This window comes from Flavobacterium degerlachei (assembly GCF_900106645.1).
Lineage (GTDB): Bacteria > Bacteroidota > Bacteroidia > Flavobacteriales > Flavobacteriaceae > Flavobacterium > Flavobacterium degerlachei.
In genome coordinates this window covers 36,909-52,753 of sequence record NZ_FNMV01000008.1, presented here as the reverse complement: position 1 = coordinate 52,753, position 15,845 = coordinate 36,909, and the positions used below count along the sequence as shown (strand labels likewise).

Here is a 15,845-nt window from a genome sequence, read left to right as displayed (position 1 = left end):
TTTAATAATGTATTTTATGATTGCATTATTGATTTGTTAATGACAACTAACTTATCCTTTAAATCCTGCAAGTAGTATACTTCTTGCGGGATTTTTTTTGGACTATTGGAAATTCCACGGGAGCTATTCAAGTTAAAAAACGCTGTTTAATTATGAAATACACGAAGATTACTTTTTTTAAATTACTATTTATTGGTTTTTTATTTCTTTCGGTTCAGGCTGAAGCCCAACAAAAAACCTATTGTAACCCAATTAATATTGATTATGGTTATTGTCCAATTCCTAATTTTGTAACGCAGGGAAAACACCGTACGACTGCTGATCCAGTGATTACTTTTTTTAAAGGAGAATACTATCTTTTTTCGACAAATCAATGGGGATATTGGCATAGTAAGGATATGCTAGATTGGAAATTTATCTCCAGAAAGTTTCTTAGACCAGAGCATGACGTTTACGATGAACTTTGTGCGCCCTCATTATCATTTGTCAATGATACGTTATTAGTTGTAGGCTCAACTCATGGTAAGGAATTCCCAATCTGGATGAGTACAAATCCTTCTAAAGATGATTGGAAAGAATTAGTTCACAAATCAGAAGCAGCAGCTTGGGATCCTTCTATTTTCTGGGACAAAGAGAAAGATGAACTTTACGAGTACTATGGTTCTAGTAACTTATATCCACTTTATGGTGTCAAATTAAATAGAAAAACGTTTCAGCCAGAAGGTGACGTCATTCCGCTCATAGCATTAAATGATGATGAACATGGTTGGGAGCGCTTTGGTGAAAATAATGACAATACTTTTATGCAGCCTTTTATGGAAGGAGCATTTATGACCAAGTACAATAATAAATATTATTTGCAATATGGCGGTCCAGGAACGGAGTTTAGTGGTTACGGTGATGGTGTTTATGTCAGTGATAAACCGTTAGGTCCTTTTGAATACCAGTCGCACAATCCTTTTTCGTATAAACCGGGAGGATTTGCAAGAGGAGCAGGGCATGGGGCAACTTATCAAGATGACAAAGAGGCTTTTTGGCATGTGTCTACAATTGTTATTGGTACCAAAAATAATTTTGAAAGACGTATCGGAATTTGGCCAGCAGGCTTTGATAAAGACGGAATTTTATATTCAAATACAGCATACGGAGATTATCCTACTTTTTTACCTTCACAAAATAAAAACCATCTAAACGATAATTTTTCTGGCTGGATGATACTGAATTATAACAAACCGGTGCAGGTCTCTTCAACTTTGGGAGGTTATCAAGCCAATAACGCCGTAAATGAAGATATAAAAACCTATTGGTCAGCAAAAACAGGAGCAAAAGGAGAGTGGTTGATTTCTGATTTGGGAGAAAAAAGTACTATTAACGCGATCCAAATCAACTTTGCCGATCAAGATGTTGAACTAATGGGGAAACCAGAGAAAACTTCTGGACATAAATACGTCTTATACTATTCCGATAATAATAAAGACTGGAAAGTTGCAGTGGACAAAAGCAAGAATGACAAAGATGTACCTCACGATTATATCGAATTAGAAAAGCCAATTAATGCTCGTTATTTAAAAATTGAAAACAGAGGAATGCCAAAAGGGAAATTTGCTCTTTCAGGTTTTAGAGCTTTTGGAAAAGGAAGTGGCAAAATTCCAAATACTGTAAATAATTTTGTTCCTTTACGAGCAGAACCGAGAAAAAAAGGAGAAAGACGTAATGTTTGGTTCAAATGGCAGCAAGAGCCTTTGGCGGATGGCTATGTTATTTATTTTGGTAAATCTCCCGATAAAATGTATGGTTCTATAATGGTGTACGGGAAGAACGAATATTATTTTAACGGTTTAGATCGCACTGATGCTTACTATTTTCAAATAGAAGCTTTTAATAATAACGGAATTAGCGCACGAACAACAATTAAAAAGTCAGAATAAAACTAACCTTAATAAACAATGAAGAAAATAACATTATTAGCACTGCTTTTCATAGGTAGTTCAGGAATATATGCTCAAAAAAGTGACGAGCAGGTTCTTAAAGAAATTTACAAGTCAGCATTGACAAATTCAAAATGCTATTCTTGGCTAGACCATCTTTCAAATGATATTGGTTCTCGTTTGTCTGGTTCTGCCAGTGCTGAAAAAGCGGTGCAGTATACAAAAGCTGAAATGGAAAGTATAGGTTTTGATCGCGTTTTTCTTCAAGAAGTAATGGTGCCTAAATGGGTGCGAGGCGAAAAAGAAACTGCCTATATCCTTGACAATAAAACTAAAATCAATGTGCCTATCTGCGCACTAGGTGGATCTGTAGCTACTTCTAAAAATGGACTTACCGCTGAGGTGATCGAAGTTCAAAGTTTGGAAGAATTAGTTACTTTGGGAAAAGATAAAATTAAAGGCAAAATTGTTTTTTTTAATAGACCAATGGATAATGCGCAAATTGAATCCTTTCATGCTTATTCCGGTGCTGTAGACCAAAGATATGCAGGAGCAAAAGAAGCATCTAAGTTTGGTGCGGTAGGAACAATAGTGCGTTCTATGAACTTAAGATTGGATGACTTTCCTCATACTGGAGCACAGAGCTATGGTGATCTTCCTAAATCGCAATATATCCCAACAGCTGCTATTAGTACAAATGGTGCCGAATTGCTATCTAAAACACTTAAAAACAACCCAAAAGTTAAATTCTACTTCAAACAATCTTGTGAGCAATTTGACGATGTCCTTTCATATAATGTTGTAGGAGAAATTAAAGGAAGCGAACATCCAGAAAATATAATGGTTGTAGGTGGACATTTAGATTCATGGGATCTTGCTGATGGTTCACATGATGATGGAGCAGGAGTGGTACAAAGTATGGAAGTGGTGAATATCTTTAATAATCTTGGATATAAACCGAAAAACACTATTCGTGTGGTCCTTTTTATGAATGAAGAAAACGGACTTAGAGGCGGAAACAAATATGAGGAACTATCCTTAGTGAATAAAGAGAATCACATATTCGCTTTAGAAAGTGATTCAGGCGGATTTAGTCCAAGAGGATTTTCTTTAGAATGTGATGACGCTCAATTTGATAAGATATCGAGTTATGCAAAAGTATTTGAGCCTTATTTAATCCATAGTTTTGTAAAAGGGCACAGTGGGTCAGATATTGGTCCGTTGACCTCTAAGAAGATCGTAAAAGCGGGTTTAAAGCCGGATTCCCAACGTTATTTTGATTATCACCATGCTGCAAACGATAAATTTGATGCTGTTGATAAAAGAGAATTAGAACTTGGAGCTGCAACTATGGCTTCTTTGATGTATCTAATCGATAAAAACGGAATAGAAACTAAGTAGTACTGTTTTAAATTTTTTCTGCTGAAAAAAGCCACAAGAATATTTATTCTTGTGGCTTTTTTATTGAATTCAATTCTAGAATTAATCTAGTAGTATAAATTACATTACGGTTTTGTTTTGTGAGGGACACCATCTCCTAATAATATGGATAATGATTTTAGGCTTTCCGTACGATCTGCAATTAACTTAGCGATACTGGCAAAAGGAATAAAAAGAATCATTCCGGCAGCACCCCATAAAATACCGCCAGCCGTAATCATTATGATTATTACAAGCGTGTTAATTTTTAAACGACTACCTACCGCAAAAGGAAATATCACATAGGCTTCCAATATTTGAACTATAGAAAAAACGATAATAACACCTAGTGGATACCAAATTGAATTGAATGTAATCCAAGAAACGGCTATGGGTAATAGAGAGGAAATCAAAATTCCTATATAAGGTATAAAAGTGAGAACGGAGGCGATAAATCCAAACAGAATAGGATGTGGAACACCAACGATAGCTAAGCCAATACTGTTTAAAGCTCCAACAATAAGGTAAACCACTAACATTCCTTTGATGAAATTATAATAAGCATGTATGGTTTCAGTTAGAATTTCGCGGATGATTTCTTTTCTTTCAGCGGGAAAAATTCGGTAGAGAACATTGGCAAGTATTTGACGATGAAAAAGTATTAGAGCTGAAAATACAGGAATTATTAAAAGATAGAAAAAGGTTTCTGAAAATAAAAATGCAGCATTTCGCAAAAATGAAAGCGCTTGCGATCCAGAGTTGTTAATGGAGCTTTTAAAAAAAGCTAGCTGCTCCTCCGTACTTATTTCAAACCGTTGTGCAATATAGATACTGATTTGATTTAATGTTTCCAGCAGTTTCTTCTTGAACGGTTCCCATTCATTGGAAAACTCATTTATTTGTGTAAAAAGTAAATAGAAAAGGATTCCCACTAATATAAACATAAAAGAAAGGGAAATCAAAATGGCTAAAGTTTTGGTTATTCCTTTTTTTTCCATCCACTTACAAACTGGAAACAGAATGAAACTGATCAGCAGAGAAAAACTAAGCGGAATAAAAAGCGTTTTTCCAAAGTAAAGTACAAAAGAAAGAAGGACAATAAATTGAAGTATTTCAAGCGCTGAATAGTTCGCGTTAGGGGAAATTGGATTTGTACTTTTCGAAATTAGTTTCATAAGAATTTTGAACTTTAAAAATTATTTCCTTCTATTCCTGCACTTTTTTAATTTGCATAAAAAACCAATGTCAGCTCAAATCCAAGTTTTATTTCAATTCTTGAAAGTTATTATAAATTTAGCCCCCTTATTTATTTCACTTTCAACTCTTATGTGACCACCAAGATTGGTAACATGGTTATAAACTAAATAAAGACCTATACCTTGACTGTCAATATTTGTGCTAAATTTTTGGTGTAAGCCAAATATCTTATCTTTTACCTTATCCATGTCAAAACCAATTCCGTTATCTGAAATAATTAACTCTTTGTTTCCATTGTTATTATTAGAGTAAATAGAAATAATGGGTAAGCAGTCAGTTTTAGCGTATTTAATCGAGTTGGTTATTAAGTTTAAAAAGATACTTTTCAAATAAGCTTTGTTAAAATTTATTTTTTCAAGACTTGAGAAATCAACATTAATAGTAGCTTCTGAATTTTGTATTAGTGAGTTAATCGAGAGCAATACCTCATTTAGGGATTCATTCAAATTTAATTCCTCGAGATGTTCATTGATCTCATTGTTTTTATTTAAAAGGGCAACATATTCATTTAATGTTTCCTTCAAACCTTCGGTTGTTGACTTCAATATAGATATAAACTCAAGAGTCTCTGAATCACTGATTTTAGAAACATCCAAAAGTTCAAACACAGAAAGTAAATTATTAACAGGTGATCTTAAATCGTGTGCAGATGTATAGGTTAACTCCTTAAAATCGTTATTTATTTTTGTGAGTTCTGCTAAATGCTTATTACGTTGCTCTTCAAGTTGTTTTTTATAGGTAATGTTTTTGGCAATGGCATATATTAATTGGTCACTTTCGATAGGCAATGACGTCCATAAAAGCCAAACTATTTCCCCACTCTTTGTAACATATCTATTTTCAAAATTAAATAAGGAGACTCTTTTTCTAAGCTCATTTCGAGCGGAATCAGTACTTGATTTATCCTCAAGGTAAACGAATTCATTAATGGGTTTCGACATTAATTCTTCATTTGTATACCCTAATAATTTCGATACTGCAGGATTTACTCTTTTTAAATAACCGTCGAACCCAGCTATGCATAGTAAGTCAGGAGACAAATCGAAGAAGCTTTCGAATTTATATACAGTATTCAAATTATAGTGATCCACATTTTGTTCAGCTCTTATCATTTTTTTTAAATCTTATTAATGACAATTGACTTTTAATTTACACATTGATTTTTAAATTCTTTCAAAGAAAATTAAACCAATTTTTATGATGCTACTAAAGTAAGTATAAAATATTAGAAATTATAAAGACCACCACAAAACTAACGGATAGTGCTATTATATCGTTAAGATTTGCTTTTTACGGTGGAAATCTAAAGAAAAAGGAGACAATCTATTTAAGACAGTCTCCTTTTTATATAGATGATATATAGTGACATTTTATTATCTAAAATGAATTTACCGTTTTTCTAATGGCAACAAGTTTAGTCATTAAACCTTCAAAATAGTCTAAATGTAACATATTTGCCCCATCGCTTTTTGCATTAGCGGGATCAAAATGAGTTTCGATAAAAATTCCATCAACACCTACGGCAATACCCGCTTTGGCAATAGTTTCAATCATATCAGGTCTTCCACCAGTTACACCGGCAGTTTGGTTAGGTTGTTGCAAAGAATGGGTTACATCAAGAACCGTAGATGCGTACTGTTGCATAGTAGGAATTCCTCTAAAATCAACAATCATATCTTGATATCCAAACATAGTTCCACGATCAGTAACCATTACATTTTGATTGTTACAGTCTAAAACCTTCTGAACTGCATGTTTCATGCTTTCTGGACTCATGAATTGTCCTTTTTTCAGGTTAACTACTTTTCCAGTATTGGCCGCAGCCACAACTAAATCAGTTTGACGTACTAGAAAAGCTGGAATTTGCAATACGTCCACATATTGAGCAGCCATATCTGCATCCTCATTTGTGTGAATATCAGTAACAGTAGGAACATGAAAAGTTTCAGAAACTTTTCGTAATATTTTTAATGCTTTTTCGTCTCCAATTCCTGAAAAACTGTCGATTCTTGAGCGATTCGCTTTTTTGAAAGAACCCTTAAAAACGAAAGGAATTTCTAACTTATCGGTGATTCCAATTAATTTTTCAGCAATTCGCATCGCCATTTCTTCGCTTTCTATAGCGCAAGGTCCAGCAAGCAAAAAGAAGTTGCCGCTATCAGTATACTTAATTTGGGGAATATCTTGTATGTTCATAGTTGTATTATTTAAAGCTGCAAAGGTAGTTATGATTTGCCATTTACGGTTTACAATTTATATTTTTTATAGGTAATAACAGTATGATGGGGAGCTATTTCCTGCTATCCGCTTTAATCTTCTTGTTTTTAAAGATAAAACAAGAAGGATTCCGCTGCTATCAGGGCTAGGCGACTGTATTTTTAATTAAATTTCTTTAAACTAAAACCAATAGGTACTTTAAGAGCGCCTTTTTCATAAATGTTCATATACAATAGGATAGGTTTTTTTTGTCCTGTCCATTTTACTTCATAAACATCAAGGAATCCAGCTCCCATTTCGCTTCTCTTTGTAGGGAATGGGCAGCAGCTTTCTAGCTTTGAGAATGTGATTTTTTCTCCTTTTGGCCCCGCCAAAGCATTTAAAAAACGTTCTTGATTGACGGTCTCATTCCTAGTGCTGTAATAGAAAACATTAATAGGATAATCTTTGTCATATCCATATTTTGGGTCCTTACTATATTCCGTGAGTACAAAAGTGTTGTTTTTACTAAGCTGCGGAAGAGGTGCATTGTCATCAATATTTTGTATAGTTGACTTCGTACTTATGCATGAAGTAAAAAAGAGTATTGACGCAATAAAAAGCATTGTTTTTTTCATACAACTGATATTAGAGAGGAATTGCCCCCTGTTTATTAATACTACAAATATAATAAGAACTAGGAAGGCTATCGCAACTGGCATCAATATTTGTTATTGGTTTGTTCTGTTTTTGATATGAAGAATCCTTACTTTTACAAAAAAAAAAATAAAATATGGATATTGTTTTTCAAACATGGCCTTGGTATGTATCTGGTTTTTTGATTGGATTAATTATGCTTTGCCTAATTTATTTCGGAAAAAGTTTTGGAATGTCATCAAACTTGCGTTCTATGTGTACGATAATGGGAGCTGGGAAGCGTACTGCTTTTTTTGACTTTGACTGGAAAGAACAACGATGGAATTTAGTTGTTGTCGCAGGTGCTATGTTGGGTGGTTTTGTGGCGGTTAATTTTATGAGTGATCCGTCAAATGTTGACATAAACCCAAAAACTATTGAACAATTAGCGCATTTCGGAATAGATGCACCAAACGGCAAGTTAGTTCCTGATGCTCTGTTTGGCAATGCTGTTTTTCAATCTCTTAAAGGAATTCTGATACTGCTTGTAGGTGGTCTTCTTATTGGTTTTGGAACGCGTTATGCTGGTGGATGTACCTCTGGACATGCCATTTCTGGATTGAGTAATCTACAAGTCCCTTCTTTAAAAGCGGTAATTGGCTTTTTTATTGGTGGTTTAATTATGGCTTATTTTATATTCCCATTAATTTTTTAGAAAATGAAAGTATTAAAATATTTATTAGTTGGTTTTGTTTTCGGAATTGTATTAACAAAGTCGGAAGCAGTTTCTTGGTATCGAATTTATGAAATGTTCCAGTTTCAATCCTTCCATATGTATGGAATAATTATGGTAGCAATAGGTACTGGGATTATTGGAATTCAGATTATAAAAAGAAATAATATAAAAGACATCAAAGGTTTACCCATTGAAATTGCAGATAAAGAACCTGGATCAATCCGTTACTGGGTTGGAGGTATTCTATTCGGACTAGGTTGGGCATTAGTAGGTGCTTGCCCTGGGCCTATTTATATATTATTAGGAGCAGGTTTCTGGAGTATTCTTATTGTACTTTTTGGAGCTTTGTTTGGAACCTATCTATATGGAGTCTTTAAAGATAAATTACCTCATTAGCAGTTTGAATATCAATAGTATAAATAGCATTTTCTTAAAAAAGGAAATGCTATTTTTTTTTATTTAATTTTAAAATTCCAACTACAATTAAGTATTGAGCAATTAAATAAGTGATCATAATTAAAAAAGAACTCAGTACAATAGGAGCATAAAATTTATTAAAGGCTAAAATACTATCGGAACTTATAAAAGCAATTGCACCAATCAGAATATACCAATTTCCAGGCTCTTCCCAGTTTAAAAAGCCTTTTAAGGCAAATAATAACATAGTTGAAATAACTAAGGCATAAACAAAAACAGGTATGGTTAAATCGCCTAAACTTGGCAGTAAAATAGAAATCATTGTAAATAAATATACAATTATACAGGTAACACCAATCCAGAATATTGCTTTGTTTTTTCTGTTTTTGTATTTTAACTGCTTGTTAAAAAGTAATATGTAAACAATATGTGATATCAAAAAGGCAATTAGTCCCACTATGAAAAACAGCTCATGTTGATCTGCAAAAAGGAGAATGATATCTCCAATCCATGAAAAAGCTAAGGCAATTAAAAGGAATTTTTTTGACGGAAAGTTGCCACTAAAATAAACCGCTAGCAATAGAAATGGTAGTAAGAATGGTTTTAAGAACCAAGCAATCTGTTCTTGACCTAAAAGTATAATTAAAAGGTAAGCAGCGCTTATACCAATATAGCTTTTTAATAATAATTCTTTTTTCATGTTTTGTTCTATGAATTAATAAGTATTTCCTCTTTTTCTCTGAATTCAAAAAAAACAAAATAGAAGTTGATTAGTAGCGAAAATAGGAGGTATCCGAAAATTAGATAATTGGCAAAAGGGAAAAATGAATTTAGACCAAACCAGTCTCCAAAATAAACAAGAATAGCAATAGCGGTTAAAAATCGGAAGCTTTCCCAATAAATAGAGAATCTACTTTTATCCATTAATTCAGAATAACTATAAATGGTTAAAAAGATAAATGAACCATAAATAAAGATATTAGGTAAACCAATGTTCCCTATATTATTGAATAAAAAGGCAACAATAATTAAGGTAATCAGCACTTGTGCAACTGACCAATACGTTAGTTTTAACGAGTTTTTAGTGCCATATTTTTCAAAGTTGTAAACATTGGAGATTTTATTTACAGGGTATTTTTCTTCAAAATTTTCCGGACGCCAGCCTGTTGGTTTAAACCAGATGGTAAACTTGTCTTTCCATTTTTCAGCTCTCCAAGCATCAGAAATCAATAACTCTAGATGTTGAAAATTAATCTTTATAGGATTCCAGGTACTAGCAGGCCTTGTGATTCCAAATACTGGAGGTACCGTTTCTAACTCTTCTTGAAAAGTACCGAACCATTTGTCCCATAATATAAAGATCTGCCCATGGTTTTTATCAATATATTCGGCATTTATCGCATGATGTACGCGATGATGGGATGGAGTAACTAATATTTTTTCTAAAACCCCCATTTTTTTAATGTGCTTTGTATGGTACCAGAACTGTAAGAATAATTGAATAGGTAGTGTTATGATGATAACTTTGGCTGGTATACCTATTAAAGCAGCAGGAATCAATATAAAAGTAAAGAGATTTACGAAAGTAGAGATGGACTGTCTGAGAGCACAAGCAAGGTTAAATTCTTCGCTGCTGTGATGCACGGCATGTTTATTCCAGAAAAAATTAACTTGATGTGCTATGCGATGATTCCAATAGCCGTAAAAATCGATAATGACAAAAGCAACAAGGTATGTAAGCACATCAGCTTCTAAAGTAAATAATCCTATTTTTGATACCATCCAGTCATATGAAATAAAGGTGATACTTAGACCTAGGACATCTTTTACGGCATTTGTGATGCCAGAACTAACACTTGATACACCATCCATTAAAGGAACAGTGTCTTCTCCTTTGTATAAGCCATAAATTTTTTCAATAATAATTAATACCAAAAAAAGAGGCATCGCGATAATTAATATTTTACCATATTCTTCCATAAAAAAAAACATTCTAATTTATTCAAATATAGAATAAATTAGAATGTTTTTTAAATTATCGTCAAAAAAAATCCTCTTAAACGAGGTTATTGTTTGATTTTAAACAATTTCAGCACTTAATCCTGCTGCAAGCAATTGGCTGCATTGACGTTTCAATTTGTCAAGAGGTCCAGTTTTTACAGTACATTTTCCATTGTAATGTACTATTAAAGAACATTGCTCTGCTTGTTCTGGTGTATGTTCACAAACACGCATAAGGGTATTTATGACATGGTCAAAAGTGTTAACATCATCGTTATAAACAATAATCTCGTTATTTATCGATGGAGCTTCTTTTAAGCTGACCTTTTCTCTTGTTTTTTCTTTTGTACTCATCTTTAAATAATTTTGGGATTTAAATAAAAATATAGTTTGACTTGTTTTTTATTATTCAAAAAGTAAAATTTTGTGGGTTTTAAATACAGTGTTATACTCTTTATAATTCTAATTTTCTTTGCTGAATTTATTCTTAATTGGAGCAGCCTTGCTAATTGAATTTTTATGCAAAATTGAAGGCTGCTAGTTTTTACTATCACCCAAAAAATTTATTGTACTAATTTACGTATTTTAATGAAACCCAATTGTTTCTTTCGAACTTTTTAACATATTTTAAACCTTTTTCAGTGCAAGAGGCGTCAATAAAAGGGATGTCTTGCTCGTAAAAACCACTTAAAAGAAGTGTTCCTTTTGGGTTCAAACAATCAACATAACTTTGCATGTCATTCAATAAAATATTGCGGTTAATGTTAGCAATAATCAAATCGTATTTTTTTCCTTTCAACAATTCGGCATCACCTTCATAAACAGTAATATGATGACAATCATTGCGTTCTGCGTTTTCTATTGAATTTAAATAACACCAGTTATCAATATCAATAGCATCGATTGGTTGTGCGCCTTTCATTTCAGTTAGAATTGCTAAAATTGCTGTTCCACAACCCATATCAAGCGCTTTCATTCCCGTAACATCTGTTTCTAATAAATGTTGAATCATCATGTGTGTTGTCTCATGGTGACCCGTTCCAAAGCTCATTTTTGGTTCGATAAGAATGTCAAATTCAGCATCAGTTTTTGGATGAAAAGGAGCACGTACGTGACAGTTTCCTTCTACATCTATAGGTTCAAAATTCTTTTCCCATTCTTCATTCCAGTTGACTTGGTCTATCTCTTCGAAAGTATAATCAATCTTAAATTCTTCCGAATTTAAAATATGAATATCCTCAAGAATAGTCTCGTCCCATAAGTCTTTTTGCACAAAGGCAGAAATACCCGTTGCGGTTTCTGTAAAGCTTTCAAATGCTTTTTCGCCTAATTCGGCAATTAATATTTCTGATCCCAGTTCCTTTGGTTCAATATTAAAATGGTATCCTATATAAATGTTTGACATGTTTATTTTTTTTGCAAAGGTACTCTTTCTCTTTTATTGAATAATATAAAAACAAAAAAAGCGATAAAATGAATTATCGCTTTTTTATAAAACTGCTTTTATATTTTAAATTGCATTAACGATTGCAATGAAATCATCTGATTTTAGTGCAGCTCCGCCAATAAGACCTCCGTCTACATCAGGGTTAGAAAAGATTTCTTTAGCGTTGTCTGGTTTTACACTACCACCGTAAAGTATAGAAACATTGTCAGCGATATCAGCTCCAAAATTTTTACGAACTGTTTCTCTGATAAATTCATGCATTTCTTGTACTTGCTCAGGTGATGCAGTTTCACCTGTTCCTATAGCCCATACTGGCTCGTATGCCAATACTATATAAGCCCAGTCTTTTGCTTCAATATGAAACAAGCCATCTCTCAATTGGTTTTCAACAACATTAAAATGATTTTTTGATTGACGGTCTTTTAACTCCTCTCCAAAACAAAAGATCACTGTCATATCATGTTCTAATGCAGTACTTACTTTGTTAGCTATCAAAGCATCAGTTTCATTAAAGATAGCTCTACGCTCTGAATGCCCAAGGATCACTATGTCAACACCAACACTTTTCAACATGTCAGCAGAGATTTCTCCTGTAAAAGCGCCACTTTCAGCTTGATGTACATTTTGTGCTGCTACATCAATATTAATAAATTCTAAATGGTCTACTGCTGAAGCCAAGTTTACAAAAGTAGGTGCTACGATTACTTGTACGTCAGTCTCCGTTGGCATTTTCTCGATTAATTCATTTAATAAATCCTCAGTTTGCTCTGCATTTTTATTCATTTTCCAGTTTCCAGCTACAATCTTCTTTCTCATTTCAGTTCGTGTTATGTTTAGTTATTCGTTTTTAGTTCTTTATTTTAATTTTTTTAAGGTCTTATTGATTTTGTCAAAATCAGTTTCTATCGCACGATATAAGGCAATTTTACCAGTTTTGTCTACAATGATATATCGGGGGATCCAATCTAGGTCAATGGCGTTTGCAAATACCCCTTTCATCTGGTCATTTGCCATATAGTGGTCGCCTACAAGTTGATGCTTATCGATTCCAATTTCCCATTTGTCAGCAGTTTTGTCCATAGAGATAAAGACAAAGGCAACGTCAGGATTATTTGCTTGTAGTTCTTTCATCTTTGGCATTGCTTTGATACAGTCACCACACCAAGAAGCCCAAACCTCAATTACTAAAGTTTTTCCTTCATGCTTCTTTAAAATGTCTTGAAAAGCAATTTGACTTCCAGCAGTAGTCAGTAATGTTTCTGACAAAGCTTCTTTTGAAAAACTATTTTTTTTGGCATTAGTACAAGAAAACGTAGCGAATGCAATAAATAAAGCAAATATTTTTTTCATTTTTTATATTTTAAACAAAGTTAAACAAACAATTTGATTGACGATTATAGATTGTTTTTTTTTGGATTTGCGGGTCCGAAATCACAAAACGTCCGGTTTTAGTGAGGAAATGAAAATTGAAATCGTTGTAGTAAGTACAGCATCGAGAGCTTTTCTCCTACTTTTTATAATTTTATTTTTAAAATGATCAAAAATTTCCAATTAGGAGGACTAAGAAAGTCTGATTTTAGGATCTAAATAGGCGTAAATGATGTCGACTAGAATGTTTATTGCTACAAAAGTGGTCGAAATTATAAGCACAGAACCCATAATTACAGGTAAGTCCAAATTATTTAATGCTTCGACAATTTCTTTCCCCAATCCATTCCATCCAAAAATAAATTCTACAAAAACCGCTCCGGCTAGCATGGAAGCAAACCATCCAGAAATTGCAGTTACAACTGGGTTTAGGGAATTTTTTAAAGCATGTTTTCTAATGATTTGAAACTCAGATAAACCTTTGGCTCGAGCAGTACGAATGTAATCTTGTCCAAAAGTTTCTAATAAGGAGTTTCGCATCAATTGGATGACAACTGCCAATGGACGAATTCCCAGCACAATTGCTGGCAGTACAATATTTTTCCATTGTATATAACTACCCTCACCAAAATCATCTACCTCATATAAACTTCCCGTCATATTTAAGTGTGTGTATTTTTGTAATACAAAACCAAACAGCCATGCAAACAAAATGGCACTGAAAAAAGAAGGTATGCTCATTCCCAGAGTACTTACTAACGCAATTACCCGATCGATCCAGGTATCTTTATATAAAGCCGAAATGATACCGAAAATAATTCCAAAAACAATGGCAATCACAATTGCAAAAAGAGCTAATATAGCCGTATTAGGTAGGGTGTTAGCAATTATTTCAGATACTTTTTTACCGCTTTTCTGGAAGCTTTCCCTCAAATAGGGCGTTTTGATTACAAGTTGATTATGTCCGATGCTAAATAGCGGAGCTGCATTGTATTTTCCCTCGCTCAAATAAGTGTAATCCGATTCATTATTGCTGTGAATGGAAATAGGAGAAAGGTCATTGAGATAATATAAATATTGTGTTGAAATGGGTTTGTCAAAACCATACTTTTTCTTTATCAAAGCTAATTGTTCCGAATTTTCATTCTGGTCTAGCATCATTCTCGCAGGATCGCCTGGCAAAACGTTGAACAAGAAGAATATCACCGTAATCACTCCGTATAGAGTAAGCAGCGCATAGCCAATTTTATTTAGAAAGTATTTTAGCATTTATTATCTTAGTCGAAAGTTAATTTTCATGAAGTCCTAATGGCAAACCCTTTTTCCGACTTATTTATAGCTTCAGTTTTTTAATGTCGTTATAATGCACTTTTTGTTTAATTGTTCCTTTTTCAATAACAACTATACTTGGATTCGCTCTTTCAATGGTTTTTAAAGTAGTTCCGTCGCAAAAATAATAGTCGAAAGTAAGACCATATTTTTTTTGTGCTTTGGCAATTAATTCCGGAGATGAAGCAGTCATACCTATAACCTTATATCCTTTGGCTTTAGCTTCTTGATTTAATTTCTCCAACTTAGTCATTCCGCCCTCTTCGGGAGTAGCCAAGTCGTAAGTGACGAACATTAACAATTTAGGCTCTTGTAGCAATTCTTCTTTATAATCGGAATCCTCTTTTACCATAGTGAAATCATGGATAGGAGGAACATATCCTTCTGTAATTACTTTGTCTTTTCTATCTACAAAAGTGGCACCTTCTGGAATTGCCATTAAATCTTTTTCAGTAAACTCAGTATCGACTCCATTTACATTGTAAATGAAAATCATTTCAACGACTGATTTCTCAGCACCTTCAGGAATTTCCATTCCTTTTTGAATATTAGTACCTACTTTATAGGCTCTAAAGTCAATTATTGGCAAGTGATTGAGTACCCAAACCGCCATGAACATACATAGAATTATACTCGCATAAGCAATTATGTTTTGGATAGCATTTGCAAATAAAGGATTTACTAATTTTTTGTTTATGAATAGAATTAGAATAAAAAATAATAAAACAATGTCCTTTGTAAAGGATTGCCAAGGTGTAAGATGCAATGCATCACCAAAGCAACCACAGTCTTTAACTACATCAAAATAAGCAGAATAAAAGGTTAGGAATGTAAAAAAAACAATCATTAATAATAAACTCCAAATCGTGAATTTTGATTTGTAACCAATGAGCAGCATTACTCCCAATACTACTTCTAGAATGACCAAAAATAAAGCAAGTCCTAAAGTTAATGGCACCAGAAAAGGCATGTTAAATACAGGTTCACTGAAATATTCATCTAGTTTATAAGAAAAACCTACTGGATCATTCAGTTTTATTAATCCTGAGATTATGAATAGTAAGCCAACGAATATTCTTGAAAATTGAGTAATTATATTTTTCATGTTTGA

Annotated in this window: 16 protein-coding genes; 4 read left to right on the top strand and 12 right to left on the bottom strand. The window is 33.2% G+C overall.

Going from position 1 to position 15,845, the window contains the following annotated elements; genetic code table 11:
- Positions 1 to 152: 152 nt before the first annotated feature.
- The gene (locus BLV91_RS09375; RefSeq protein WP_091432530.1) at positions 153 to 1,928 is read left to right on the top strand and encodes a discoidin domain-containing protein; all 1,776 of its coding nucleotides are present in this window, start codon (positions 153 to 155) and stop codon (positions 1,926 to 1,928) included.
- 18 nt (positions 1,929 to 1,946) lie between these two features.
- Complete coding sequence (locus BLV91_RS09370) at positions 1,947 to 3,329, top strand: M28 family peptidase (protein ID WP_091432194.1); 1,383 nt, start codon at positions 1,947 to 1,949, stop codon at positions 3,327 to 3,329.
- Positions 3,330 to 3,433: 104 nt separating this feature from the next.
- Here BLV91_RS09370 and BLV91_RS09365 read toward each other — a convergent pair whose 3' ends face one another.
- The 4 genes from BLV91_RS09365 to BLV91_RS09350 all read right to left on the bottom strand — a co-directional run bounded on the left by BLV91_RS09365 (position 3,434) and on the right by BLV91_RS09350 (position 7,438).
- A complete protein-coding gene (locus BLV91_RS09365) occupies positions 3,434 to 4,522 on the bottom strand; it encodes an AI-2E family transporter (protein ID WP_091432191.1) in 1,089 nt (362 codons plus the stop codon).
- Positions 4,523 to 4,615: 93 nt separating this feature from the next.
- Entirely contained in the window at positions 4,616 to 5,716 is a 1,101-nt protein-coding gene (locus tag BLV91_RS09360) for a PAS domain-containing sensor histidine kinase (RefSeq protein WP_091432188.1), read from the bottom strand.
- Positions 5,717 to 5,981: 265 nt separating this feature from the next.
- Positions 5,982 to 6,800, bottom strand: coding sequence for a 3-deoxy-8-phosphooctulonate synthase (gene kdsA / locus BLV91_RS09355; RefSeq protein ID WP_091432186.1), 819 nt, complete (start codon positions 6,798 to 6,800; stop codon positions 5,982 to 5,984).
- Between the two features lie 182 nt (positions 6,801 to 6,982).
- On the bottom strand, positions 6,983 to 7,438 hold the full coding sequence (locus BLV91_RS09350) for a 2-dehydro-3-deoxyphosphooctonate aldolase (protein ID WP_091432527.1): 456 nt from the start codon (positions 7,436 to 7,438) through the stop codon (positions 6,983 to 6,985).
- 155 nt (positions 7,439 to 7,593) lie between these two features.
- On the opposite strand from BLV91_RS09350, the gene BLV91_RS09345 reads away from it, so the two are divergent.
- Positions 7,594 to 8,151 carry a YeeE/YedE family protein gene (locus BLV91_RS09345; RefSeq protein ID WP_091432183.1) on the top strand — a complete coding sequence of 186 codons (558 nt, stop codon included), beginning with the start codon at positions 7,594 to 7,596 and terminating at the stop codon, positions 8,149 to 8,151.
- 3 nt (positions 8,152 to 8,154) lie between these two features.
- Positions 8,155 to 8,568, top strand: coding sequence for a DUF6691 family protein (locus BLV91_RS09340; protein ID WP_091432180.1), 414 nt, complete (start codon positions 8,155 to 8,157; stop codon positions 8,566 to 8,568).
- Positions 8,569 to 8,617: 49 nt separating this feature from the next.
- Here the strand turns inward: BLV91_RS09340 and BLV91_RS09335 are convergent, their stop codons facing one another.
- The 8 genes from BLV91_RS09335 to BLV91_RS09300 all read right to left on the bottom strand — a co-directional run bounded on the left by BLV91_RS09335 (position 8,618) and on the right by BLV91_RS09300 (position 15,839).
- On the bottom strand, positions 8,618 to 9,289 hold the full coding sequence (locus BLV91_RS09335; RefSeq protein ID WP_091432178.1) for a lysoplasmalogenase: 672 nt from the start codon (positions 9,287 to 9,289) through the stop codon (positions 8,618 to 8,620).
- 8 nt (positions 9,290 to 9,297) lie between these two features.
- Entirely contained in the window at positions 9,298 to 10,569 is a 1,272-nt protein-coding gene (locus BLV91_RS09330; protein WP_091432175.1) for a sterol desaturase family protein, read from the bottom strand.
- A 99-nt stretch (positions 10,570 to 10,668) separates the two neighbouring features.
- The gene (locus BLV91_RS09325; RefSeq protein WP_091432173.1) at positions 10,669 to 10,944 is read right to left on the bottom strand and encodes an ATP-dependent Clp protease adaptor ClpS; all 276 of its coding nucleotides are present in this window, start codon (positions 10,942 to 10,944) and stop codon (positions 10,669 to 10,671) included.
- Positions 10,945 to 11,161: 217 nt separating this feature from the next.
- The gene (prmA, locus tag BLV91_RS09320; protein WP_091432171.1) at positions 11,162 to 11,995 is read right to left on the bottom strand and encodes a 50S ribosomal protein L11 methyltransferase; all 834 of its coding nucleotides are present in this window, start codon (positions 11,993 to 11,995) and stop codon (positions 11,162 to 11,164) included.
- A gap of 105 nt (positions 11,996 to 12,100) precedes the next feature.
- Positions 12,101 to 12,853 (bottom strand): triose-phosphate isomerase, encoded by a 753-nt coding sequence (gene tpiA, locus BLV91_RS09315; protein ID WP_091432169.1) that lies wholly within the window; start codon positions 12,851 to 12,853, stop codon positions 12,101 to 12,103.
- 39 nt (positions 12,854 to 12,892) lie between these two features.
- A complete protein-coding gene (locus tag BLV91_RS09310) occupies positions 12,893 to 13,387 on the bottom strand; it encodes a TlpA family protein disulfide reductase (protein WP_091432167.1) in 495 nt (164 codons plus the stop codon).
- Between the two features lie 210 nt (positions 13,388 to 13,597).
- A complete protein-coding gene (locus BLV91_RS09305; protein WP_091432165.1) occupies positions 13,598 to 14,674 on the bottom strand; it encodes an ABC transporter permease in 1,077 nt (358 codons plus the stop codon).
- 64 nt (positions 14,675 to 14,738) lie between these two features.
- On the bottom strand, positions 14,739 to 15,839 hold the full coding sequence (locus tag BLV91_RS09300; protein ID WP_091432163.1) for a BT_3928 family protein: 1,101 nt from the start codon (positions 15,837 to 15,839) through the stop codon (positions 14,739 to 14,741).
- Positions 15,840 to 15,845: the final 6 nt, after the last annotated feature.